This window comes from Aurantimonas coralicida DSM 14790, assembly GCF_000421645.1.
In the GTDB taxonomy this organism is placed as follows: Bacteria; Pseudomonadota; Alphaproteobacteria; order Rhizobiales; family Rhizobiaceae; genus Aurantimonas; species Aurantimonas coralicida.
The window spans coordinates 391575-415577 of record NZ_ATXK01000001.1 but is presented as its reverse complement, the minus strand read 5'-3'; the positions used below and the strand labels follow the sequence as shown (position 1 = coordinate 415577).

The 24003-nt window shown below is 68.4% G+C and carries 25 protein-coding genes, 1 other RNA gene and 1 riboswitch; of the genes, 18 read left to right on the top strand and 8 right to left on the bottom strand.

The window, feature by feature from the left end; genetic code table 11:
• Positions 1-35: 35 nt before the first annotated feature.
• A riboswitch (SAM riboswitch) is annotated at positions 36-113 on the bottom strand.
• Positions 114-202: 89 nt separating this feature from the next.
• On the top strand, positions 203-1300 hold the full coding sequence (locus H536_RS0101970) for a 2'-deoxycytidine 5'-triphosphate deaminase (protein WP_029702575.1): 1098 nt from the start codon (positions 203-205) through the stop codon (positions 1298-1300).
• Between the two features lie 34 nt (positions 1301-1334).
• Here the strand turns inward: H536_RS0101970 and H536_RS0101965 are convergent, their stop codons facing one another.
• The gene (locus H536_RS0101965; protein WP_280512686.1) at positions 1335-1832 is read right to left on the bottom strand and encodes a YgjV family protein; all 498 of its coding nucleotides are present in this window, start codon (positions 1830-1832) and stop codon (positions 1335-1337) included.
• Between the two features lie 148 nt (positions 1833-1980).
• Between H536_RS0101965 and ssrS the strand changes: the two genes are divergently transcribed.
• Positions 1981-2137: non-coding RNA, 6S RNA (gene ssrS, locus H536_RS23565), on the top strand.
• A gap of 89 nt (positions 2138-2226) precedes the next feature.
• Positions 2227-2808, top strand: a complete 582-nt coding sequence (locus H536_RS0101960; RefSeq protein WP_024348864.1) for a 5-formyltetrahydrofolate cyclo-ligase — start codon at positions 2227-2229, stop codon at positions 2806-2808.
• Here the strand turns inward: H536_RS0101960 and H536_RS24200 are convergent, their stop codons facing one another.
• A complete protein-coding gene (locus tag H536_RS24200; protein WP_024348863.1) occupies positions 2809-3324 on the bottom strand; it encodes a CAP domain-containing protein in 516 nt (171 codons plus the stop codon).
• Positions 3325-3767: 443 nt separating this feature from the next.
• Here H536_RS24200 and H536_RS0101950 point away from each other — a divergent pair, with 443 nt between their 5' ends.
• Complete coding sequence (locus tag H536_RS0101950; protein ID WP_024348862.1) at positions 3768-4589, top strand: TIGR00282 family metallophosphoesterase; 822 nt, start codon at positions 3768-3770, stop codon at positions 4587-4589.
• A 30-nt stretch (positions 4590-4619) separates the two neighbouring features.
• Here H536_RS0101950 and H536_RS0101945 read toward each other — a convergent pair whose 3' ends face one another.
• The 3 genes from H536_RS0101945 to H536_RS0101935 form a co-directional block, all read right to left on the bottom strand.
• Positions 4620-5429 carry an MBL fold metallo-hydrolase gene (locus H536_RS0101945; protein WP_024348861.1) on the bottom strand — a complete coding sequence of 270 codons (810 nt, stop codon included), beginning with the start codon at positions 5427-5429 and terminating at the stop codon, positions 4620-4622.
• A gap of 40 nt (positions 5430-5469) precedes the next feature.
• Positions 5470-6096 carry a tetratricopeptide repeat protein gene (locus H536_RS0101940; protein ID WP_024348860.1) on the bottom strand — a complete coding sequence of 209 codons (627 nt, stop codon included), beginning with the start codon at positions 6094-6096 and terminating at the stop codon, positions 5470-5472.
• 168 nt (positions 6097-6264) lie between these two features.
• Positions 6265-6780 (bottom strand): GFA family protein, encoded by a 516-nt coding sequence (locus H536_RS0101935; protein WP_024348859.1) that lies wholly within the window; start codon positions 6778-6780, stop codon positions 6265-6267.
• Positions 6781-6859: 79 nt separating this feature from the next.
• On the opposite strand from H536_RS0101935, the gene H536_RS0101930 reads away from it, so the two are divergent.
• The 6 genes from H536_RS0101930 to ruvB all read left to right on the top strand — a co-directional run bounded on the left by H536_RS0101930 (position 6860) and on the right by ruvB (position 12005).
• Positions 6860-7609, top strand: a complete 750-nt coding sequence (locus H536_RS0101930; protein WP_024348858.1) for a YebC/PmpR family DNA-binding transcriptional regulator — start codon at positions 6860-6862, stop codon at positions 7607-7609.
• A gap of 272 nt (positions 7610-7881) precedes the next feature.
• Positions 7882-8601: an SAM-dependent methyltransferase gene (locus H536_RS0101925; protein WP_024348857.1), complete on the top strand. Its 720-nt coding sequence runs from the start codon at positions 7882-7884 to the stop codon at positions 8599-8601.
• Positions 8602-8786: 185 nt separating this feature from the next.
• Positions 8787-9278, top strand: a complete 492-nt coding sequence (locus tag H536_RS0101920) for a PRC-barrel domain-containing protein (RefSeq protein WP_024348856.1) — start codon at positions 8787-8789, stop codon at positions 9276-9278.
• Between the two features lie 238 nt (positions 9279-9516).
• A complete protein-coding gene (gene ruvC, locus H536_RS0101915) occupies positions 9517-10035 on the top strand; it encodes a crossover junction endodeoxyribonuclease RuvC (RefSeq protein ID WP_009208740.1) in 519 nt (172 codons plus the stop codon).
• A gap of 151 nt (positions 10036-10186) precedes the next feature.
• Positions 10187-10807: a Holliday junction branch migration protein RuvA gene (gene ruvA / locus H536_RS0101910; RefSeq protein ID WP_009208741.1), complete on the top strand. Its 621-nt coding sequence runs from the start codon at positions 10187-10189 to the stop codon at positions 10805-10807.
• A 151-nt stretch (positions 10808-10958) separates the two neighbouring features.
• The gene (gene ruvB, locus H536_RS0101905) at positions 10959-12005 is read left to right on the top strand and encodes a Holliday junction branch migration DNA helicase RuvB (protein WP_024348855.1); all 1047 of its coding nucleotides are present in this window, start codon (positions 10959-10961) and stop codon (positions 12003-12005) included.
• Between the two features lie 10 nt (positions 12006-12015).
• Here ruvB and H536_RS22300 read toward each other — a convergent pair whose 3' ends face one another.
• Together H536_RS22300 and H536_RS0101895 are read right to left on the bottom strand one after the other, a co-directional pair.
• Complete coding sequence (locus H536_RS22300) at positions 12016-13476, bottom strand: DUF2254 domain-containing protein (protein WP_024348854.1); 1461 nt, start codon at positions 13474-13476, stop codon at positions 12016-12018.
• 174 nt (positions 13477-13650) lie between these two features.
• Positions 13651-13881, bottom strand: a complete 231-nt coding sequence (locus H536_RS0101895; RefSeq protein ID WP_024348853.1) for a DUF2188 domain-containing protein — start codon at positions 13879-13881, stop codon at positions 13651-13653.
• 215 nt (positions 13882-14096) lie between these two features.
• Between H536_RS0101895 and H536_RS0101890 the strand changes: the two genes are divergently transcribed.
• Both H536_RS0101890 and H536_RS0101885 read left to right on the top strand, forming a co-directional pair.
• Positions 14097-14492, top strand: coding sequence for a hypothetical protein (locus H536_RS0101890; protein ID WP_060576860.1), 396 nt, complete (start codon positions 14097-14099; stop codon positions 14490-14492).
• A gap of 54 nt (positions 14493-14546) precedes the next feature.
• Positions 14547-16205 (top strand): hypothetical protein, encoded by a 1659-nt coding sequence (locus H536_RS0101885; protein ID WP_024348851.1) that lies wholly within the window; start codon positions 14547-14549, stop codon positions 16203-16205.
• A 98-nt stretch (positions 16206-16303) separates the two neighbouring features.
• On the opposite strand, the gene H536_RS0101880 is transcribed toward H536_RS0101885, so the two are convergent.
• Positions 16304-18415: an esterase-like activity of phytase family protein gene (locus tag H536_RS0101880; RefSeq protein WP_162142645.1), complete on the bottom strand. Its 2112-nt coding sequence runs from the start codon at positions 18413-18415 to the stop codon at positions 16304-16306.
• A gap of 200 nt (positions 18416-18615) precedes the next feature.
• On the opposite strand from H536_RS0101880, the gene H536_RS0101875 reads away from it, so the two are divergent.
• The 6 genes from H536_RS0101875 to pal all read left to right on the top strand — a co-directional run bounded on the left by H536_RS0101875 (position 18616) and on the right by pal (position 23935).
• Positions 18616-19062 carry a YbgC/FadM family acyl-CoA thioesterase gene (locus H536_RS0101875; protein ID WP_024348849.1) on the top strand — a complete coding sequence of 149 codons (447 nt, stop codon included), beginning with the start codon at positions 18616-18618 and terminating at the stop codon, positions 19060-19062.
• Positions 19063-19309: 247 nt separating this feature from the next.
• Complete coding sequence (gene tolQ / locus H536_RS0101870; protein WP_009208748.1) at positions 19310-20026, top strand: protein TolQ; 717 nt, start codon at positions 19310-19312, stop codon at positions 20024-20026.
• 43 nt (positions 20027-20069) lie between these two features.
• On the top strand, positions 20070-20519 hold the full coding sequence (gene tolR / locus H536_RS0101865) for a protein TolR (RefSeq protein ID WP_024348848.1): 450 nt from the start codon (positions 20070-20072) through the stop codon (positions 20517-20519).
• Between the two features lie 16 nt (positions 20520-20535).
• Positions 20536-21609, top strand: a complete 1074-nt coding sequence (locus tag H536_RS0101860; RefSeq protein ID WP_024348847.1) for a hypothetical protein — start codon at positions 20536-20538, stop codon at positions 21607-21609.
• 250 nt (positions 21610-21859) lie between these two features.
• A complete protein-coding gene (tolB, locus tag H536_RS0101855) occupies positions 21860-23164 on the top strand; it encodes a Tol-Pal system beta propeller repeat protein TolB (protein WP_370195018.1) in 1305 nt (434 codons plus the stop codon).
• A 237-nt stretch (positions 23165-23401) separates the two neighbouring features.
• On the top strand, positions 23402-23935 hold the full coding sequence (gene pal / locus H536_RS0101850; protein WP_009208752.1) for a peptidoglycan-associated lipoprotein Pal: 534 nt from the start codon (positions 23402-23404) through the stop codon (positions 23933-23935).
• The last annotated feature ends 68 nt before the right edge of the window (positions 23936-24003 follow it).

Below are 24003 nucleotides of genomic sequence, written 5' to 3'. Positions count from 1 at the left end.
CGCCGCAAAGCCGGTTCGTCGGGAGGCACGATCGCCATTTCGTCAGAACGGCCCTTTAGCGACTTCTTTAACGTGGCTGCAAGCCGGCCGGCCAAATCACCACTTCTGCTTTGCAAATAGACCCGATCCGGCTAGGCGTCAATCCGGGAGCGCGACGCCGCGGGCGGCGCGGACGCAATGCAAGGCCATGACGGGACAGCCGATGTCGGACACATACGCGCAGGGCGGAATCCTGCCCGACCTGGAGATTGCGGGGCTGTTTGCCGCCGGTGCCATCGCCGCGCCGATCGAACGCGACGGCGACCAGATCCAGCCGGCGAGCCTCGACCTGCGCCTCGGGCCGAAGGCCTACCGGGTGCGCGCCTCGTTCCTGCCGGGGCAGGGGCAGTCGGTGGTCGACAAGCTCGACCGGTTCTCGCTGCACGAATTCAGCCTCGCAGACGGGGCGGTGCTGGAGACCGGCTGCGTCTACGTCGTGCCGCTGCTGGAAAGCTTTCGCCTGCCGGCCGACATCCGCGCGACGGCCAATCCGAAATCCTCCACCGGCCGGCTCGACATCTTCACGCGGGTGCTGGCCGACGGGGCGCAGGAATTCGACAAGCTGCCGGCCGGCTATGACGGCCCGCTCTATCTGGAAATCTCGCCGCGGACCTTCCCGATCCTGGTGCGGCAGGGCTCGCGCCTGTCGCAGATCCGCTTCCGCAGCGGCGAGCCGCTCTTGAACGAGGCGGAACTGGCGGCGCTGCACGGCGAACAGGTGCTGACGACCGCGGCCGAGGCCAACATCTCCGGCGGCGGCATCGCCTTGTCGATCGATCTCGTCGGCAACCGGGACGGGCTGGTCGGCTATCGCGGCAAGCGGCATACGGGCGTCGTCGACGTCGACCGGCGCGGTGCCTATGCGCTGACCGATTTCTGGGAGCCGGTGCTGCGCTCCAAGGCCGGCGAGCTGGTGCTCGACCCGGACGAATTCTACATCCTGGTGTCCAAGGAGGCGGTGCATGTGCCGCCGGCCTTCGCCGCCGAGATGACGCCCTTCGATCCGCTGGTCGGCGAATTCCGCGTCCATTATGCCGGCTTCTTCGATCCGGGCTTCGGCCATTCGGCGGCCGGCGGCTCGGGCAGCCGGGCGGTGCTGGAGGTGCGCAGCCATGACGTGCCCTTCATCCTGGAGGACGGGCAGATCGTCGGCCGGCTGGTCTATGAGCGGATGCAGGCGCTGCCGGAGAAGCTCTATGGCAGCGATCTGAAGTCGAATTACCAGGCCCAGGGGCTGAAGCTGTCGAAGCACTTCGTCTGACGGCTGGCGCGGTGACGACCCGCGCCGCCGCCCCTCAGGCGAGCGCCTCGCGGCGGTCGCGGGTGAGGCGCCAGATGGTGATGGCGTTGGTGGTCAGGACGAGGAGTTCGGCCAGCGCCGCCCCGACCGAGCCGACGAGGACGTTGCTGGCGACCCAGCAGAGCGCCGCGCCGGCCAGAAGCAGGCGCATGGGAATGCCGTCGAGCATGAACATGGCGATGGTGCCGAGAAGGCCCGCCGTCAGCGGAATGACGTCGAGCGACCGCTCCCAGCTGATCCAGCTGACCAGCCCGGTCGCCGCGAGCATCGTTGCCATGACGGGCCAGCTTCCCTTGTAGCGCCGGGCCAGGAGGATGCGCAGGATGATCAGCGCGCTGATCGCGCCGGCGACCTTGGCGCCGAACAGGAAGAACTGCACCGCGAAGGCGACATTGGCGAAGACCAGCAGCAGCAGCAGACGGTCGTCGCGCTTGCTGGCGAAGGCCATGATGCAGATGACCAGCGCGGCAAAGCCGGTCGCCTGACCGGCGATGAAGCGGAAATCCCAGAGCTCCAGTTGTGATCTCCCGGTCGAATGGGGGGGCGGTCGAACGACGCCGTCCGCCGGGTGTGAGAAGAAACTTCGGGCGGAGCCCTTGCAGCTATGGCTGGATGGGGCAGCGTCGCCTATATTGGTGTTCGACGGGCTGCGCGGTGCGCCAGGAGTAACATATTCTCGGGGCCTTAGTCATTCCTAGGGAGCTGTCCCTGCCTTGGCCCGTGGGCCTGGGGCACACGGCGCCCACCTACTCTGTAGGTTCCCGGGATCGACATCTCCATCGGCCGGGTGGCTCGTCACTTTCCACCCTTCTCCGGCCAGCCGACACGGCAGACCACTTTTCTTCCGCCGCGAAATCGTTCACCTCTGCCCGGCAGGGGGAGAGCCGATGAGTGATGCGAAAGAAGCCAAGGCAAGCCTGCGCCAGGCGGCGCTGGCCCGGCGGGACGCGATGCCGGAAGACGCCCGGATCGAGGCGTCGCTCGCCGTCGCCGATCGCTGCGCCGAGCTCCTGCCGATCACGCCCGGCATGGTCGTCTCGGGCTTCCTGCCGATCCGCTCCGAAATCGATATCCGTCCGTTGATGATGCTGCTGGCCGACCGCGGCGCGCGCCTCTGCGTGCCGGCGATCGTCGACGGCCGTCTGCAGTTCCGCCATCTGGTGCGCGGGGCGCCGCTGGAGCCGCAGGGCTTCGGCACCTATGCGCCGGGCGCCGAGGCGGCGGTGCTCGACCCCGAACTGATGCTGGTGCCGCTGGCGGTCTTCGACCGGCAGGGCGGCCGGATCGGCTATGGCCGCGGCTATTACGACAGCGCCATCGCGGCGCTGACGGACAAGGGCGCGCCGCCGATCCTGGCCGGCGTCGCCTTTGCCGTGCAGGAGGCGGATACGGTGCCGATGGAGCCCCACGACATCCGCCTGCCGATGATCGTCACCGAGCGCGAGACGATCCGCCCCGACATCGGCTGATCAGCGCCGGTTCTTCTCGCGGCCGAGGATCAGCGCCCAATAGGGCTCGCCATTGGCGCCGGTCGCCGCGGCAAAGCCGATCTCGGTGACATTGGCGTTGAGCAGATTGCGGCGATGGCCCGGCGAGCGCTTCCAGCCGGTGATGACGGCCGGCGTCGAGCGGTAGTTCCAGCCGATATTCTCCGACACGGCGGCCCAGTCATAGCCGAAGGAGGCGACCCGGTTGGGCAGCGCGCCGTCCAGCGAATGGCTGAGATTGCCCCTGGCGGCCATGGCGCGGGCCTGCCGCTCGGCGGCCTTGCCGAGGACCGGGTCGAAGCGGACGGCGCCGAGGCCGTTCTCGGCGCGGAAGGCGTTGATCGTGGCGAGCGCGACATTGCGGTCGACGCTGATCTCGCGGGTCGAGCCGACATCGACGGAGCCGGGGGAGCCGACGCAGGCAGCCAGAAGCGCGATGGGCAGCAGCGCCAGGAGGCGCAGGACGGGGGCAAGGAGCGTGCGGCGGGCGAAAATCATGGGGTCTGTTCTGTCCTGTCGGTTGCGGCGCGCGATCGGGGAGGCGCGGCAGGCGGTCGGCGGCCCTGCGCCCAAGGGGACGCAGATGCACGATGATGATGGCGGGGATTGCTCACCGAAATCTGAAAGTCGTCGGCCCCGCCGGCATGTCGGCACGGCAAAAGACCGCGCACGGCCAGCGGCGACGCGGCGAAACACCGGCCTCATGCCTCGGCAATCTGGCGGTTTTTCGACCGGACGGCGGCGGCCGGCCGGCGCGACGATGTTGCGCAGGGGGCGGGCGACGGCGGCACTGTTGCCGGCGGGCGCCCCCCGCATCGCGGGATGCCGCGGCCGAGTTGACGGGGCGGGCGGCATGGGCCAAGCGGATCGCTGCCGGTTTGTCGTCAGGGGCGGGCCGGCGCGGCGCGAGGCCGCGGGACAGACAGCGACAGGCGAGCGCGATGCGATTTCTCTTTCTCGGCGACATGGTCGGCCGCTCCGGACGGACCGCCGTCTTCGACAGGCTGCCCGGCCTGATCTCCGACTGGAAGCTCGACTTCGTCGTCGTCAATGGCGAGAACTCGGCCGGCGGCTTCGGCATCACCGAGGAGATCTTCGAGCGCACGCTGGAGGCGGGCGCCGATGCGGTGACCACCGGCAACCACGTCTGGGACCAGCGCGAGGCGCTGGCCTTCGCCGGACGGCAGGACCGCTTCATCCGGCCGGCGAACTATCCGGCCGGCACGCCCGGCCACGGCTCGGGCCTGTTCGAGGCGAAGAACGGCGCCAGGGTGCTGGTCGCCAACATCATGGGCCGGGTGTTCATGCATCCCGATCTCGACGATCCCTTCGCCTGCGCCGACAATCTGGTCTCGGCCTGCCCGATGGGCGAACAGGCGGACGCCATCATCATCGACTTCCACGCCGAGGCGACCAGCGAGAAGCAATGCTTCGGGCATTTCCTCGACGGACGGGCGAGCGTCGTGGTGGGCACCCATACCCATGTGCCGACCGCCGACCACCAGGTCCTCGTCGGCGGCACCGCCTACCAGTCCGATGCCGGCATGTGCGGCGACTACGATTCCTCGCTGGGCATGGAGAAGGAGGAGCCGCTGAACCGCTTCGTCACCAAGGTGCCGCGCGGCCGCTTCGACGCCGCGCAGGGGCCGGCGACCATCGCCGGGCTGGCGGTGGAGATTTCCGACCGCACGGGGCTGGCCGAAAAGGTCGCGCCGGTGCGCATCGGCCCGCGGCTCGCCGAGGCGGTGCCGGACTTCTGGTAAGGCGTTCGCCGCGAACGCACGGCGCCGGCCTCAGACGCCGGCAAGGACGATGACCGTCGGCGTCTTCGGCAGGCTGCGCATGGAGATGGTGAGGCTGGGCTCGGTCCGCCGCTCCACGGCGAAGCCGGGCATGCGGTCGAGGAAGCGCTCGATCGGGCCGGCGAAGCGATGCATCGGCAGGACGATGGACGAGCGCAGCCGGTCGGCGATCTCGCCCATGCCCTCCTGGCTCATGGTCATGCCGCCATCCACCGGCACCATCAGGACGTCGAGCCGGCCGATGCGGGCGTAATCCTCGTTGGTGAGCTGGTGGTGCAGATGGCCGAGATGGCCGATGCACAGGCCCGCCACCTCGAAGATGAAGATCGAATTGCCGTCCGCCTCCATGCCGCCGAAGGCGCGGATGTCGGTCGGCACGTTGCGCACATAGAGGTCGCCGACGGTCAAGGCATGCTCTGCCGGGCCGCCCTCCGGGTTCCAGCCGAGCAGCACATGCGGGATCGCCGGGTCGGGATAGGGCGTGTTGTGGGACGAATGCGCCTTGTTCATCGTGACGATGTCCGGCATCGCGCCGCCCGCAAAGCCGGCATAGTCGGTGGCCGCCACCACCCCGCCGGGGCTCTCGATCAGATAGGTCGCGTGGGAGACATAGGTGATGGTCACCTCGTCCGACGTCGCGGCGAAGCGCCGGGCGGCCGGGCTGTCCATCGCGACATAGGTTGCCCCCGGCAGGCTCTCGGCCATGGCGATGCAGGTGCTCGGCACCATCTGGGCGGCGGCCGGGGCGGGCGCCAGGGCGAGGCCGGCGAGAAGCGCGGCAAGGGCGACGAGGCGGTTCATGGGCAGGCTCCGGGTCGGCGGGACGGGCGGGTCAAGCGGGTCAAAGATTGACGCCGCCGGGTTCGGCAGGCGTGTCGGGCGCCTCGGGCACGATCATCGCGCGCTCCTTGAGGAAGGGATGGATCGCCACGGCCTCGCGCAGCTGGGCCTGGGCGAGACGGAAGCGGCCCTGGCGCATCAGGATGATGGCGCGGCCGGACATGGCGGCGAAGTGCTTCGGCTCCAGCGCGATGGCGCGGTCGACATCGGCCAGCGCCCCGTCGAAATCCTCCTGCAGGAAGCGCACGAAACCCCGCTGGTTGAAGGCCTCGGCATAATCGGGGGCGGCCGCCACGGCGGCGTCGAGAAGGGCGCGGGCGCCGGCGAAATCGTAGCTGCCGCGCCGATCCATGGCCTCTTCGACGAGGCGGCGGGTGGCGGCATCGGGCGCGGCTTGCATCCAGTGCCGCCAGATGGCGCTTTCGGCGGCGAGACCCTCGGCCTCGGTGGCGGCGTTCTTCAGCGCGGCGAACAGATGGGTTTCGGTGGGGCGAAGCGCGGGCTCGGCTTCGGCCGGCGCGGCGCGGTCATTGCCCGGCGCGGCGGTGTCGCCCAGGGCCGGGACGGCCGCGGCGAGGACGAGGGCCGCCCAGAGGGCGTAGCGGAACAGCGCAGCGCGATATCGCATGGTCGCGTTCTCCCCTGACCGTCGGCGCGGCAGCAGCAGGGGCGATCGGGCGCCGACGCTTCGAGGCTACCCCGCCGGCGCCAGAAGCGAAATCAACATGGCGTCATCACGCGGCGGTCGCCGGCCGGCAACGCGCAGGAGGGGACGCGGGAGCGGGCTGCGAGGCGTCTATGCGCCGTCGGCGGGTCGGACCATCTCCTGCCAGCGTGCGATCAGCGCGGCGAAATTGTCGGCCGGCGCTCCGGGATAATCGAGTTCGTCGGGGCCGATGGCGACGAAGGGCTGGCGCGAGGCGGTCCAGATGTGGCCGGCGGGAACCAGCCAGCTGGTGTCGTCGAGGGTGCCGGCCTTGATGTTGACCCGGCCGGGATTGCCTTGCGAGCGGTGCTGGATGCGCACGCCGCAATCGGGGCAGAAATCGCCGAGCCGCACCGCGCCGCTGTCGGCCATGCGCCGGGTCGTCGCCATCTCGCCGCGGATGACGAGGCTGGCGGGATCGACGCGCAAGCTCTCCCCATAGGCGCTGGAGGTCTGCCGCTGGCACTCGGTGCAATGGCACAGATAGAAGACCTGCGGCGCGGCACGGATCTCGTAGCGCACCCTGCCGCACTGGCAGCCGCCGGTCAGCGGCAGGGCCGGAAGGGTGGTCCGGCGGGGCGCGGAAGCTTCGGGGGCGTCGGACATGGGAAACCTCGTTCTGGACGTTTGCCGCCCGATTTTTTATATGTCGCGCAATTCTTCCGCATTGAAAGACAGGTTCGCCATGGCCGGCCATTCACAGTTCAAGAACATCATGCATCGCAAGGGCCGCCAGGACGCGGTCCGATCGAAGATGTTTTCCAAGCTCGCCCGCGAGATCGTGGTGGCGGCCAAGTCGGGCCTGCCGGACCCCTCGATGAACGCGCGGCTGCGACTGGCGATCAACAACGCCAAGGCGCAGTCGATGCCGAAGGACAACATCGACCGGGCGATCAAGAAGGCCTCGGGCGGCGATTCGGAGAATTATGACGAGGTCCGCTACGAGGGCTACGGCCCGGGCGGCGTCGCCATCATCGTCGAGGCGCTGACCGACAACCGCAACCGCACCGCCTCCAACGTGCGCTCCTGCTTCACCAAGGCCGGCGGCTCGATGGGCGAGACCGGCTCGGTGTCCTTCATGTTCGATCATGTCGGCGAGATCGTCTATCCGCTGTCGGCCGGCGACGCCGACACGGTGATGGAAGCGGCGATCCTGGCCGGCGCCGACGACGTGATCTCCGACGAGAACGGCCACACCATCATCACCGCCTTCGAGGATATCGGCGACGTGTCGACGGCGCTCGAGGAGTCGCTGGGCGAGGCCGAAAGCGTGCGCCCGACCTGGCGGCCGCAGACCGGCACGCCGGTGGACGAGGACAAGGCCGAGAGCGTGATGCGGCTGATCGGCAACCTCGACGACGACGACGACGTGCAGAACGTCTACGCCAATTTCGAGGTCGACGACGAGGTGATGGCGAAGCTGTCGGCCGCCTGAAAACCGGGCTGATCGCCCATCCTTGACATGCGTCGGGCTGCGGTGCCGCAGCTCGACCGGTCGCTTCTGCGTGGCGTGGCCGCGGTGGCCGTGCCGAGGGCGAATGGCGCCGTCCGTCCGCCCGAGCTTCCCTCACGACTGCGTGTTCTGAGGCGCCGTTCACCCGCAACCCCCGGCCTTCCGGGCCTGGCTGCGTTAACCATTTGTTAACGATTAACGAGACGTCCCCTTAGGGAAAGTCCTACATCGACGTGGGAAACAGGAACCACGTCATGCAGATTTCCGCCTATCTCGGGGCCCTTCGTCGTCGCTCCGACCCCTATGTCGACACCACCAGCCTGGAATTCCAGTTCCGCGCCAAGCGGTTCGTGCGCATCCGCCGCCTGATCGACGCCGTTCTGGCCGAGCAGGAGCGCTGCGAGATCATCGATCTCGGCGGCACCGAAAAATACTGGGCGGTCGCTGGCGACTATCTCGAGAGGCGCCAGGGCCGTGTCTTCGTCACGCTGGTCAATACCGAGCCCCAGGTCGTGGCGCGCCCCGAGCAGTTCCGCGCCGTGCGGGAGAGCGCCAGCGACCTGACGCTGTTCGACGGCCAGGGCTTCGATCTGGCCCATTCCAACTCGGTGATCGAGCATGTCGGCTCGCGGGCCAACATGCGGGACTTCGCCCTCAACATGCGCCGGCTGGCACCACGCTATTACTGCCAGACGCCGAATTACTGGTTTCCGTACGAGCCGCATTTCCGCACCGCCGGCTTCCAGTACCTGCCCAAGGCGGTCCGGGTCGCCATGCTGCAGCGCTTCGCGCTCGGCTTTTTCGACCGCATCGACGATGTCGAGGACGCACGCAACGTGGTGCGCGACCACGATCTGATCGGCCGGCGGCAGATGGCGGCGTTCTTCCCGGATGGCGAGATCTCCTACGAGACCGTCCTCGGCTTGCGCAAATCGGTGATCGCCACCCGGGACGCGGGCGCCCGGGACGCCTAGCTCCCGGTTCGCCGCCCGCCGCCCAGGGCCATCCGACGGTGAAGTAGAACGCACGGGCTGAGCGAGTTTCAAAAGCAACCGGCACCCGTATGGATGGGCAGCGTCAGACTGTGTCGCGCGTTCTGGAACAATGGCGCATCCTCTCCGTTGGTTCGATGAATTCCAACGCCAGAGAGGAGGCTCATATGAAGTATATTGCAGCCACTGCGACCGCCATCATCTTGGCCGCGACGCCCGCGATCGCGCAGGACACTGCCGGCACACCGGCCACGACGCCGATGGCCTCGGAAGATACTGCAGCGACCGACTGGGCGCAGCTGATCCGGACCCGGGACATCGTGGGTGGCGCCGTCTACACGACGAACGAAGCCTATGACGAGGGCTCCTGGGGCGACCGGGACGACTACGCCTGGGGCCGTTCGGGCTATGACGCGGTCGGCAGCGACTGGAACCAGATCGGCGAGATCGAGGACGTGGTCCTGGACCGGTCGGGCAACCTTGCCGGCGTCGTCGCCGAAGTGGGCGGCTTTCTCGACATAGCCGACAAGCACGTCATGCTGCGGGTTGGCGACGTGGATCTCGTCCCGGTCGACGACCAGTCCTACGCGTTCATCACGCGGTTCTCCGAGGAAGAGCTCGAAGGCCGTCCGGGCGTCGACGAAGCCTGGTGGAACTGAGGCGTCTCGCCTGACCGGCGACGCTTGAGCCGGAGCTGATCCGGTGCAATCCGAAGGCCCGTCGCGGGAAACCGCGGCGGGCCTCGTTCATGGAGCGCTCCGTTTCGGTGAGGGAACGACGCCCCGCGCGCTTTGAGCTGTGCGGCTTCCACGTGACCAAGCCCGTTTCGTTTTTGGTTTGTTCACTTTTCGTCTTCTCAATAGCACCTGATTCGGCTAGTCGGAGAGGGTTAACGAAGTGTTGCAGGAGCGGACCATTCGCATCATCGGCATCGATCCCGGCCTGCGCCGGACCGGCTGGGGCATCGTCGAGACGCTCGGCAATTCGCTGCGGTTCGTCGCCAGCGGCACGGTGATGTCGGACGGCAAGATGGATCTCGCCTCGCGGCTGCGCACGCTCTACGAGGGGCTGACCGACGTGATCCACGCGCAGCAGCCCGACGAGGCCGCGGTGGAACAGACCTTCGTCAACAAGGACGCCGTCGCCACCTTGAAGCTCGGGCAGGCCCGCGGCATCGCCATGGTGGTGCCGTCGCTGGCCGGGCTGCCGGTCGCCGAATATGCGCCCAACGCTGTGAAGAAGGCGGTGATCGGCGTCGGCCATGGCGAGAAGAAGCAGATCCACATGATGGTGAAGGTGCTGATGCCCAAGGCGACCTTCGACACGGACGACGCCGCCGACGCACTGGCGATCGCCATCTGCCACAGCCATCATCGCCAGTCGGCCCAGTCGCGGGCGCTTTTGGCCGGCCTGTGAGGGTGCGCGCCAATCCGTCCGCCCGTCGCGGCCCGCGCCCGGCGCTGCCAGCCGGGACTGTCGGCGAGGATGCGCCGATCGTGGTAAGCGACGGCGCGGGCATGCCTTGCCGCAGACCCGCCTTCGATTCCCACCGCCTGGAGACGCATTCGTGATCGGCAAACTGAAGGGCACCGTCGACGAGATCGGCGAGGACCACGTGGTCGTCGACGTCCACGGCGTCGGCTATGTCGCCTTTTGCGGCGCGCGCACCCTGGCGGCGCTGCCGGGCGAGGGCGAGGCGGTGGTGCTGTTCATCGACACCTATGTGCGCGAGGACATGCTGCGGCTCTACGGCTTTGCGACGCGGGCTGAGCAGGACTGGTTCCGGCTGCTGCAGATGGTGCAGGGCGTCGGCGCGCGGGTGGCGCTGGCGGTGATCGGCACGCTGTCGGCCGGGGATCTCGCCAATGCGGTGGCGTTGCAGGACAAGGCGATGGTGGCGCGCGCGCCCGGCGTCGGGCCGAAGGTCGCCGCGCGGATCGTTGCCGAGCTGAAGGACAAGGCGCCGGCCTTCTCGGGCGCCGGCAGCGACGAGAGCCTGGGACTGAAGCGCGACATCGGCGGCGGCACAGCCGCCGCGCCGGTGGCCGATGCGGTCTCGGCGCTGGTCAATCTCGGCTATCCGCGCGACCAGGCGGCCGAGGCCGTGGCGAAGGCGCTGAAGGATGCCGGCGAGGCGCCGGACAGCGCGAAGCTGATCCGGCTGGGGCTGAAGGCGCTGAGCCGCTGAGGCGGCGAATGGCGCCGCCGGGGCCGGGGACGGATCGCCGGCCGGCCGGTTTTGACATGACGGCGCCGAACGGCCATTGCGGAACCTGCCCGCGACCGGCCGCGCCTCTGGTCTTGCAGGCAGATTGTCCCATCGCGACGGAACGGCCCTTATGAGCGACGCCCGCCTGATCACTCCCGAGAAGCACGGCGAGGACATCGACGCGACCCTGCGGCCGCAGCGACTGGACGATTTCGTCGGCCAGGCGGCGGCGCGCGCCAACCTCAAGATCTTCATCGAGGCGGCGAAGAATCGCGGCGAGGCACTGGATCACGTGCTGTTCGTCGGGCCGCCGGGGCTCGGCAAGACGACGCTGGCGCAGATCATGGCCAAGGAGCTTGGCGTCAATTTCCGCTCGACCTCGGGCCCGGTGATCGCCAAGGCCGGCGATCTGGCGGCGCTGCTGACCAATCTGGAAGAGCGCGACGTCCTGTTCATCGACGAAATCCACCGGCTGAGCCCGGCGGTGGAGGAAATCCTCTATCCGGCGATGGAGGATTTCCAGCTCGACCTGATCATCGGCGAGGGGCCGGCGGCGCGTTCGGTGAAGATCGACCTGTCGAAATTCACCCTGGTCGCGGCGACGACGCGGCTGGGGTTGCTGACGACGCCGCTGCGCGACCGTTTCGGCATCCCGGTGAGGCTGAATTTCTACACGGTGGCGGAGCTGGAGCATATCGTCACCCGCGGCGCGCGGCTGATGCGGCTGCCCATGGCCGAGGACGGCGCCCGCGAGATAGCCCGGCGGGCCCGCGGCACGCCGCGCATCGCCGGCCGGCTGCTGCGCCGGGTGCGCGACTTCGCCGACGTCGCCGGCGCGGAGACCGTGGACCGCAAGGTGGCCGACGAGGCGCTGTCGCGGCTGGAAGTGGACAGTCTCGGCCTCGACCAGCTCGATCGGCGCTACCTGGAGCTGATCGCGATGAATTTCGGCGGCGGGCCCGTGGGCATCGAGACCATCGCCGCGGCGCTGTCGGAACCGCGCGACGCCATCGAGGACATCGTCGAGCCGTATCTCCTGCAGCAGGGCTTCCTGCAGCGCACCCCGCGCGGGCGCCTGCTCACCCAGCGGGCTTTCGCCCATCTTGGGCTGGCGGTGCCGAGCACCTATCAGGGATCGCAGGCGAGCCTCTTCGAGGACGGCGCCGACGCCGATTGAGGCGGGCGGTTCAGGCCGAGGCCGGGTGGTGCCCGGTGTCCAGCCGCGCCATGCGCTCGCCATCGGGCACCGGATAGGCGAGGCGATGGGCCGGATGGTCGAGGGTCGCGGCCAGATGCGCGGCGCGGGTCTCGACCACGGCGAGGGCGGCGCCGTCGAGGCCGAGACGCGCGAGACCCATGAAGGCGTCGCACTGGCGGCGCAGCGCGGCGATGTCACGCGGCCGCGTGGCGGCCGGGGCGATCTGCTCCAGGCAGGCGAGGTAATGCTCGCCAGCGATCATGTCGGTGGCCGCATACTGGCGCAGATGGCCGAAGGAATATTCCAGATATTCGGCGAAGCTGCGCGGCAGGTCGATGACCCGCAGCTTGCCGTCGCTGTCGACATGCAGCGGATCGGCCTTGCCGCGCCCGACCATGCGGGACATGGCGGCGGTCAGCCAGTCCATGCAGGTGATCGCGGTGAAGGGGTCGTTGACGCCCGGTGACAGGGCCCGGCCGGCGATCTCGACCAGTTCGTCGACGAGGAAGACCTGGTCCTGATGCGGGCTGCGCTGGTTGCCGCAGGCGATGGAGGCGACGAGGGCGGTGCGGGTTTCGTCGGTGACGCGCTCGCTCGGCCAGGCGTGGAAGATCACCTTGCCGGGATGCACGAACATGCCGGTCCGGCAGTTCATCCGCACGACGATGTCGGCCTTCTGCGCCGCCTCGATGAGGGTCTCGTGGTCGATGATCTGGAGATAGCCGCTGCGGTCGGAGACGATCTCGGCATAGGGCACGGTGGCCGCCGCCTCGTCGATGTCGTCGCCGAAGCAGGGCGGCACCTGCCACAGGAGGCCGGCCGGCTGGGCTTCGCCGGTCGCCTCGCCGTCCTCCACGTCGCCGCGGACCGGAAACGCCTTCTCGATCTGCTTGCACAGCGCCTCGCCGATGCCGGCGATGACGTTGGAGATGTGGATGTTGGACGGGACGTGGTGGATGAAGAAGATCAAGACGCCGATCGAGCCGATGGCCAGAATGATGGCGCCGAAGATCGCGATGTTGGGCACGAACATCGCGGCATAGACGTCGTCCTCGCCGCCATCGCGGACGCTGCGCAGCACCAGCATGGAATAGATGAAGGTCGCGACGAAGACGCCGAGGGTGATCTGGTTGCCGCGGTCGTTCATGAAATTGGTCAGGAGACGCGGGCCGTAGCTGCCGGAGGCGAAGACGACCGTCGCCATGGTGACCGAGAAGACGGTACCGGCCACCCCGATCATCGAGCCGCCGATGGCGCTGAGGATGGCGCGGGCCCCGTCCGGCTGGGTGGCGTAGAAGAACGGGCTCTCGCCGAAGGCGTCGAGCGGGACCCGGGCGTCGATCTCGATCAGGACGAAGGCCAGAACCGCGGCGCTGACCGCCATGATCGAGGGGATGAACCAGTAGCTTGCGACGACGCGCTGGTAATATTGCTGGATGAACGCACGCATCGCGGCTCCTCGGGTCGGGCGAGTGCAGATATGGCCCGCACGGCCCGGCACAAGCTCCAAGCCGCCATTGCCGCGTGAATCCGAAACGATGGGTGCCCGGAGCCGGCGGGAGGCGCTGGGACCGGCCGCTTTGTCAGCGGCCGATCCAACAAAGGGAAGGCTGGGTGCGCCGGGTCAGCCGGCCGGCGGGTAGGGATCGTTGCCGTAGGTCCATTCCGTCTGCCACTGGCCGTCGCTGCCCTGCACCAGGACCTGGGAGTCGGTGCCGCTGTCATGCATCTTGTGGGCCGCGTCGCGGGCGGCGTCCATCGCCTCCGCCTGGGTGTCGTAGGGCGTGTCCTTGTCGTTGTGACGTACTTTCCAGCCGTCGCCATCCTTCAGGACGTAATAGCGTTCGCGTGCCATGCCGCTCTCCTCGCAATCGGGTTTCTCGTGCTGGCGAAAGCTAGCGAGGCGCCGCGGGGCGGCAAGTGGTCGCGGCCGTCGGTCCTCTGGCCGGGCAACGGGTCAAACGCCCGGATGTGTTCGGTCTCGCCGCCGGCCGGGGCGACAACGTCGACGCGAAGGCTGGTCAGGAGCCTGCCCTGCTGGTAGCATTCCGCAGCGGAAGGTGGTCGGCGATGGCGGACAGCGGGACAGACGCGCTTCTGGTGCTCAGCTACAATGTCTGCTGGGAGGCGATGAGCCATCACCATGGCTTGCCGCTGGGCGATGCCTGCACCTTCGTCCCCGGTAATCCGCATCTGACCCGCCGCGCCGTCAACGTCGCCCATTGCATCGACGCGATGCCCGAGGCGATGGGCATGGACGGCTTCGCCTTCATCGGGCTGCAGGAAGCGAGCCTGGCGTGGGAATGGCGCGATCTCGCACCGCGCAGCCTCGCCCAGGGCGACCGGGCGGGCGACTACGTCTTCGACAGTGCCGGCCCGGCGGCCGACCGGATCCCGCCCAATTATCCGCCGGACAAGCTGCAATCGGATCACCTGCCGGTGGTCGCCCTGCTGCCGGCGGCCTGACGCGGCGGGACGGGGCGGAGGGTTCACACGACCAGGCATCAACGGGAGGACGGCATGACCCATCGAACGATCGCCCGATCGCTGCTTGCGGCCACTGTGCTGCTGGCGGCCGGCGCGGAAGCGCAGGGACAGGCGGCGGCGCCGAACCAGATCCAGCAGGCGAGCCTGTTCCGGGCCGACGTGCGGGACCGGCCGGGCTGCGAGCCCAGCGCCGCGAACGGCATGGTGAGCTGGCCCGAGGCGATCGGCAATCCGGCGGTGAGCTGTCCCGATGCCTTCGGCTGGACCTCGTTCCTGACGGCGGTCGAGCAGGCGTTCTGGACCTGGGGCACCGACCAGACGATCTGGATCGACGACCCGAAGGCGATCTGCGGACGCGAGGGCTCGCCGGAGGATTGCTGCGATCCGGCGGTGTTCGACGAGACGCCGCCGCTGGGCGAGGCGCCGCCGGCCGGCTGCCCGTTCTATCCGCCGGACTGGACCAATCCGCCGCCGATCACCGTGGCGCGGCCGAGCCCGAGCCACACCCACGACTTCCTGGAACGGCTCGATCCCGCGCGGGTGCTGCGCCAGGAGGAGGCGGAGATCGTGTTCCGCAACCGGTCTTTCGTGCGCTACACCTTCGCGCAGAACCTCTACAACAAGGAGAGTCTCGGCGCCCGCTTCACCGCGATGCAGGACTGGGTGAACGTCAATGCGCCCTACAACAACGCGGCGCTGGCGATCGACTATCCGACCGATGCGGTGATGTTCAAGGTCGACTTCCTCAGCCAGTCGCAGATGCTGGAAAACGGCCTGATCTGGCGCGAGGACGATGCCGGGCGAACGCTCAATCCGCCGAACGATCCCGACGCGCCCTATGTGACGATGCTGATCGAGGAGACGCTGGCGCCGGGCGACGAGGAACCGGAACTCTACTATCTCGTCGCGGTGACGGCGGCGTCGAAGGCGATCCCGACCTGGCACTGGTACGCCATGGAGCATGTCGGCAATCTCGGCCGCTGCGACTTCACCGGCTGCAACGATTCCTACGGCTACAGCGCCGCCGGCGTGACGGTGGAGGGCGAGAGCTTCGGCCAGAACTACATTCCGCCGAAGACCGAGAACTCCGAGGACGCCACGCAGGACATCGTCTTCGACATGGGCACGCCCTACACGCCGGAGGAGACCGGCGAGCGGATCACCCCGGCGCTGGACGGGCTGATGGCCGCCATGGGCATTGCCACGGGTGACGGGCCGCAGGATCCGGACAGGCCGTCGGCGGCCGATCCGGCGTGGCGCAGCTACCGGCTGAAGGCCTCGCAGACGGAGTTCGTCATGCCGACGGGCATGCCGACCCATGCCGGCCAGTCGATCACCGAAGGCGGCTTCGTCAATTCGGCCTCCTGCATGACCTGCCATTCCCAGGCCGGGCCGGACGCCACCGGCAATCCCGGCGTGCCGGGGATCGGCGCCAGCAACGACCTCAATCTGTTCGGCCTGAGCCAGACGGTGAACGGCGCGCCGGACCCGGACTGGTTCTATGCCACGGGCACGAACCAGATGCGGGTCCTGCCGATGGACATGGTCTGGGGCATGCTGAATGCGAGCTGCGTCGCGCCGAAGGGCAAGACCGGGCTGTGCGAGACCTATGAAGGATCGCAATTCGCGCCGCCCAGGCGCACCGTGCCCTCCGCGCCGACAGGCGCGGCCTCCGACACGCCTGCGCGCTGAACAACGAAAAGGGCGCGCCCCGACGAGTGGAGCGCGCCCTTTCGATGAATTGGTCCGGCCGGGGCGGGATGCCCCGGTCGCGGCTCCTGGATGGCGGGCTAGAGCTTGCCGATCGAGAAGAACAGCGTCTCGCCGGAGGAATCGTCGACGCCGTCATTGTCGGTGACCGCATAGGCGGTGCCGTCGCTCGCGATGGTGAAGCCCTCGATCTTGTCGACGACATAGCCGCCGGTGGCCTTCAGGTCGGGCAGGAAGTCGTGGACCTCCTCCTTGGTGACGGTCGGCAGGTCGCCGCCGAGCGGGGCGGGCTTCAGGTCGGCCTTGGCTACGCGGAAGAGCTTCTTCAGCCGGGCGCCGTCGCCGATCTGGTTGTCGCGCTCGAGAACATAGAGCCAGTCGCCGCTGGCGGTGATCTCCGACAGGCCGACCCAGCCCTTCCCGGTGCTCTCCAGCGCGTAGCTGACGGCACTCCATTCCTTCGAGGCCGGCTTGTAGGCGAGAAGTTTCACGGTGCCCTTGGCATCGTCCGCCCATTCGCGCTGGATGGCGACCCAGAGCGTGTCGCCGTCCAGAGTCACGCCCTCGGCGCCGAAGCGGGTGGAACCGTCGACGAGCGCTTCGGGGAAGGGCACTTCCTCGGTGATGGCGCCGGCGGCGTCCACGCGCAGAAGCTGGTGCGGCACGTCCTTCTCGAGATTGCCTTCGCTGGCGAGCCAGAAGCCGCCTTCGCCGTCCGCGGTGATGCCTTCGAGGTCGAGAGCCTCGGCGGGCTCGCCGTCACGGGTGACGACCGTCCTGGCGGTGATGCGGGCCGGCTTCTCAGACGCGTCGATGGTGAAGATCGCCGGCTGGCTGGTGTAGAAGCTGTCGCTGACGGCGTGGAGGGTGGTGGCGCTGTCGGCGTCGGCGGCAAGGCCCGAAAGGGCGCCCCAGCCGACCGGGCGGCCGTCGGCATCGTCTTCAGAGACGATCATCGGATAGGCGCTCTCGCCTTCGCCGCGCTCGTAGATCATCACGTGGGAGCGGGCGCCGCCATCCTCGACGAGATCGGCCTCGTTGGAGGTGACCAAAAGGTTGCGCGACGGGATGGCGATGGCGCCCTCCGGGGCGACGCCCGAGGGCAGGAGCTGGGTGAAGACGGGATCGCCGTCGCCGAGAGCGTAGACGCCGACGGCCGAGCCGCGCTCGGACAGGACGAAGGCGTAGGTCGTGCCGTCGAAGGTCGCGACTTCCAGACCCTCGGGCTCGACGCCCTTGGCGTCGGAGCGCTTGTCCGGATAATGGCCGGCGCGGATGACCTCGTATTCGAAGGACGGGCCAGATTCCCAGGCGACGCTGCCGTCCCTGTTCCACACGGTGAAGGAGCGCGAGCCGCCGTCGTAGTCGCCTTCATTGGCGGAGACGAAGCGGTCGTTGTCGATCCACTGGACGGTGTCGGGCTCGCGCTTGCGGCCGGCCTGGCTGCCGGTGAAGGAAAGTTCGCGGTCGTCCTCGGTGTCGATGCCGTCGAGGTCGACGGCGCCGGCGGAAAAGTCGGCGGTGACTTCGCCGGTCGCCGCGTCGACGATGGCAAAATGGTTGTTCTCCTGCAGCGAAACGACGATCTCGCCGGCATCGTTGAAGTCGACATATTCCGGCTCCGGATCTTCCGGCGCGATGTCGGCGAGGCCGGTCAGCTCGACCTTCGTCAGGGAGGCGCAGTCCGGCACGCCGTCGGCCAGCTTGACGATGGCGAGGAAGCCGGCCGGCATCTGCGGCAGGGCGCCGTCGTCGAGGTCCTCGTCGCGCTCGTTCTCGATGGCGATGGCGGCATAGGCGCCGTCCTTCGAGACCGCGACGGAATCGGGCTGGCCGCCGAGATCGCAGGAGGCCGTCTCGGTCTTGGCCACGATGTCGATCACCGCCAGGCGGCCCGACGGCGCGGTGTAGCTCGGCGAGGTGTTGACGCCGACGAGGACATTGCCGCCGGCGACCGCCACGGAGGTGGGCTCGCCGTCCATCGCCAGGAAGCCGCCGGCCTTCGGGGCCTTCGGATCGGTGATGTCGATCAGGCCGATGCCGCCGGCCGGGCTGTCGGAGTAGATCAGGGTGTTGCCGTCGGCGCTGGCGGTGATGATCTCCGAGGAGGTCTCGGTCTCGGCGGGCATCTCGGCCGGCAGGTTGGCGGCGACCGGGAAGCTGGCGATGCGCCGGAACACCGGCTCGGCCATCGCAGTGGCCGGCGCGGCGAGCGCGCTGGTGGCGAGAAGGGCGGCGAGGCTGAGGCGGAGCGGCGAGATCACGGCGGCGGTTCCTTTGCTTGACGCGAATGGCGCGTCTATGAGGTCGGCCTGTTACAGAGGCGTGACACAGTGCCGGAACGGGCGTGCGACCGGCGCGTGCCGCGACCGCGAGGTGAAAGGAGCTGGCGATGACCGATGGACTGGCCGGACGGCTGACCGAGGACGGCCACGCGCTCGACGTGCGCATCTATTTCGAGGACACCGACTTCTCCGGCGTCGTCTATCACGCCCGCTACCTGCACTTCCTCGAAAGGGGACGCTCGGACTTCCTGCGGCTGAAGGGGATCGGCCACGGCGAATTGATGGACGGACGCTACGGTGCGCCGATGGCCTTTGCCGTGCGGCACATGGACATCGACTTCCTGCGGCCGGCGCGGATCGACGACGTGGTCACCGTGACCACCCGCACGGCACTCCTCGGCGGCGCGCGGATCGTCCTTGCCCAGCGCATCTCCTGCGGCGACACGGCGCTGATCGAGGCGATGGTGAAGGTCGCGGTGATCTCGCCCGGCGGCAAGCCGATGCGCATGCCGAAGGAGATGCAGGCGCTGCTGCAGCCCGCCGCCGAGGCGTGAGGCGCGGGCCGGCCGGGCGTGGGCGGTAACGGCTCGTTAACCCTACCGGTGCATCAATGGCGCGAATCGGATTTGAGCCGAACCACGCCATTCTTTCACCGGATTCGCTTGTGAAAGGGCATCAGGGGTTTACGCGGCCGAATGGCCGAATTTGCTGCATGTCGGGGCCGATATGGGCGGGACGGTGCCGAGAGGCGCGCACCTGCTGCAGGCTGCCGACGGTTCCGAATATCGAGGATGACTGGGAATGGACGCTGACGTCGTTCAGGGAACGCTACACGCCGCCGGTTCGGTGTCCCTCTGGGACCTGTTCTGGCAGGCCGGCTTCATCGTGAAGCTGGTGATGATCGGGCTCATGGCTGCTTCGGTCTGGACCTGGGCGATCATCATCGACAAGTCGATGCGCTATGGCCGGTTCCGCCGCCAGCTCAACAAGTTCGAGAGCAATTTCTGGTCGGGCCAGTCGCTGGAGGACCTCTATCACAACCTGTCCGAGCGCAAGACGTCGGGCATGGGCGCCTTGTTCGTCGCGGCGATGCGCGAGTGGAAGAAGTCGTTCGAGAAGGGCGCCCGTTCGCCGCTCGGCCTGCAGACCCGGATCGACAAGGCGATGGACGTGACCCTGGCCCGCGAGATGGACGAGCTGGAATCGCGGCTCGGCTTCCTCGCCACCATCGGCTCGGCGGCCCCCTTCGTCGGCCTGTTCGGCACGGTCATCGGCATCATGACCTCGTTCCAGGCGATCGCCGGGTCGCAGCAGACCAGCCTTGCCGTCGTGGCGCCGGGTATCGCGGAAGCGCTTTTGGCGACCGCCATCGGCCTCGTCGCCGCCATCCCCGCCGTCATTGCCTACAACAAGCTGTCGGCCGATGCCGGCAAGCTGGGCATGCGGCTGGAATCCTTCGCCGACGAGTTCTCCGCGATCCTGTCGCGGCAGATCGACGAGAAGCTGTCCTCGCGCTGAGCGCGTGAAACGCCGGTCCGTGCGACCGGGAAGGGAATGACAGATGGGCATGTCTGCCGGAACCGGGCGTTCCAGCGGGTCGCGACGCGGTCGGGGCCGCGGTCGCCGTCAGCCGATGAGCGAGATCAACGTCACGCCGATGGTCGACGTGATGCTGGTGCTGCTGATCATCTTCATGGTCGCCGCGCCCCTCCTGACCGTGGGCGTGCCGATCGAACTGCCTGAGACCCAGGCCAAGGCGATGAATTCGGACACCCAGCCGATCACCATCTCGGTGAATTCGGACGGCGAGATCTATCTCAACGACACGGTGATCCCGATCGACGAGGTCGTGGCCAAGCTGCAGGCCGTGGCCAAGGCCGGCTACGAGGAGCGCATCTTCGTGCGCGGCGACCGTTCGGCCGATTACGGCACGGTGATGCGCGTCATGGCGCGGATCTCGGCCGCCGGCTTCCGCAATATCGGTCTCGTGACCGATCAAGAAAACGCTTGAGCGAAACCAGCTTTCGATGAAGTCCGGCGTCGTCCTTTCCACCCTTCTGCACGGAGCGGTCCTGACCTGGGGCCTGTGGTCCCTGTCGGCGCCCGAGCCGCTGCAGATGGCGCCGGTGGAATCGCTGCCGGTGGACCTCGTGCCGATCGAGGAATTCTCGCAGTCGATGATCGGTGCCAAGGACGCGCCGGTCACCGAGACGCCGGCGCCCAACCCGACCGAGACCCCCGAGACGCTGCCGATGCCGGCGGAGAATGTCGGCGACAACGAGACCGATCTCGCCACCCCGCCGACGCCGGTCAAGCGCCCGACCCCGACCGAGCAGGCGGCCGCCGCCCAGCCGTCCGAGCCGACGCCACCGACGCCTGAGCCGGAACCTGCGCCCGAGCCGGAGCCCGCCCCCGCGCCGACCCCGCCGGAGCCGCAGCCCGAACCCGAGCCGACGCCGGAACAGCCCGCCGAGGTGACGCCGCCGCAGCCCGACCCGGTGGAGCAGGCGATCGCCGAGGCCGAGGCCGCGCCGGAACCCGATCCCGTGCCGCAGAACGTGCCGGTGCCGGCGACCAAGCCGAAGCCGCCGGCGCCCGCACCGAAGGTCGCCGAGACCAAGCCCGTCGAGCCGAAAAGGCCGGAGCCGACGAAGCAGGCCGAGACGCGGACGCCGGAAGAGAGCCAGTTCGACGCCGACCAGATCGCCGCGCTCCTGAACAAGGAGAAGTCGGCCGGCGGCGGCGCCAAGCGCTCGGACCAACAGGCCTCGCTCGGCACCGATCGCCAGACCGGCGGCAAGCTCTCCCAGAGCGAACTCGACGCGCTGCGCGGGCAGATCCAGCGCTGCTGGTCGCCGCCCTCGGGCGTGTCGGAAGCCGGTTCGCTGCGAATCTCGATCCAGATGCGGCTCGATCCGTCGGGCGAACTGGAAGCGCGGCCGCAGATCATCGGCGGCGGCGGCGGCTCGATGATCGAGCGGGTGGCGGGCGAGGCGGCATTGCGCGCCGTGCAGCGCTGCGCGCCCTACAATCTGCCGGCCGAGAAGTACGACACCTGGGCCGACGTCGTGGTCAATTTCGATCCGAGCCAGATGTTCTGATGGCGACGGCGCGGCGACCCGGTTTCGATCATGATCCGGCCGCCGGATCGCCGGTCCGGGCGCCAGCCGCCCGGTCGCCGTTGCGGCAGGACGCCATACAATCCCCCTATTGGATGGTAGGAAGCGGACGAGGGAAGATCGATTCCCCGGCCCAGCCTGCCGGGGGATTTTCCGTACCAGTTCAAACAGGAGAGGCGCGGCCAACCGGCCGGCGCAGGTCTCCGACCGCAGTTGAAGGTCTGACATGAAGATGATCATCAAGGGCGCGCTCGTGATCGCGATGGCGATCTCCGGCGCTTTCGTGGCACTGGCACCGGCCGCCGCGGCGGTCGAGATCGACGTGACCCAGGGCAATGTCGAGCCGCTGCCGATCGCCATCACCGACTTCCAGTCGGCCGACGGCATCGGCAAGCAGATTTCCGACGTCGTCCAGGCCGACCTGAAGCGCTCGGGCCTGTTCGCGCCGATCGACCGGGCGGCCTTCATCCAGTCCGGCCTGACCACCGACACGACGCCGTCCTTCAAGGACTGGACCGTCATCAACGCCCAGGCGCTGGTGGTCGGCCGGGTCTCGCCGGAGGCCGACGGACGGCTGCGCGTCGAGTTCCGCCTGTGGGACACGTTTGCGGGCCAGCAGCTCGACGGCCAGCAGTTCTACACCAATCCGGAGAACTGGCGCCGGGTCGCCCACATCATCGCCGACGCGATCTATGAGCGGCTGACCGGCGAGAAGGGCTATTTCGACACCCGCATCGTCTTCGTCTCCGAGAGCGGCACCAAGGACAAGCGGGTCAAGCGCCTCGCCATCATGGACCAGGACGGCGCCAATCTGCGCTATCTGACCGACGGCAGCGAGCTGGTGCTGACGCCGCGCTTCTCGCCGAGCCGCCAGGAGGTCACCTACATGTCCTTCGGCAATGGCGAGCCGCGGGTCTATCTCCTGCAGCTGGAAACCGGCCAGCGCGAGATCGTCGGCAACTTCCCCGGCATGACCTTCTCGCCGCGCTTCTCGCCGGACGGCCAGAAGGTGATCATGAGCCTCCAGCAGGAGGGCAACGCCAATATCTACGCCATGGATCTGCGCTCGCGGGCGACGACCCGGCTGACCTCGACCACGGCCATCGACACCTCGCCGTCCTATTCGCCGGACGGGCGCCGGATCGTGTTCGAATCCGACCGCGGCGGACGCCAGCAGCTCTACGTGATGGGGGCCGACGGCTCGGGCCAGCAGCGCATTTCGTTCGGCGACGGCTCCTATTCGACCCCGGTCTGGTCGCCGCGCGGCGACCTGATCGCCTTCACCAAGCAGAGCGGCGGGCAGTTCCAGATCGGCGTCATGCGGCCGGACGGTTCGGGCGAGCGCATCCTGACCTCGGGCTTCCACAATGAGGGCCCGACCTGGGCGCCGAACGGCCGTGTCCTGATGTTCTTCCGCGACCAGCGGGGCGGCGGCGGACCGCAGCTCTATTCGATCGATCTGACGGGCTACAACGAGCAGAAGATCCCGACCCCGAGCTACGCCTCGGACCCGGCCTGGTCGCCCTCCCTCGAATAGGGCCGCCGCAAGGCCAGCCCCGGGCAAGCCCGGGGCCCGATTATGGCGTGAATGTTGCGGAAATGCCGCAACATGGCGGAAACCGGGCAACGATCCGGCGGCGGCCTCATTCCGGCGATAATTCAACGGGATGAGCCGCGTTGGGCGCACCGAAGCGCCGCCGTTTTTACGTGTCGTTAAGTGGCGTCAGGGTAAACGTCGCGTAACCCAAACCCACTGTTTTCAAAGGAGCTGGCCATGCGCCGGAGCATTTTCGGGGTGAAGAGCCGCATCGCATTCGCCGTCGTCGCCAGCCTGGCGGTCGCTGGCTGCGCCAGCAAGAAGGACGCCCTGCCGGACAACGCGGCAGGTCTCGGTCTGAACGGGGCCAACGGTGCCAACGGCGCCTATGGCAGCGCGACGCCGGGCTCGACCCAGGACTTCACCGTCAATGTCGGTGACCGGGTGTTCTTCGACACCGACTCGACCTCGCTGCGGGCCGACGCCCAGCAGACGCTGACGCAGCAGGCGCGCTGGCTGAACCAGTATTCGCAGTACTCGATCGTGATCGAAGGCCATGCCGACGAGCGCGGCACCCGCGAGTACAACCTGGCACTCGGCGCACGCCGCGCCGCCGCGACCCGCGACTACCTCGTCCAGCAGGGCGTGCCGGCCAACCGGATGCGCACCATCTCCTACGGCAAGGAACGTCCGGTCGCCGTCTGCGACGACATTTCCTGCTGGTCGCAGAACCGCCGCGCCGTCACCGTCCTGAGCGGCGCCGGCAGCTGATCGGCCTGACGAATCGTCGCCGGTTCGCGATGCGACCGGCGGCATCCACGGCGAAAGCAGGGCGCTGC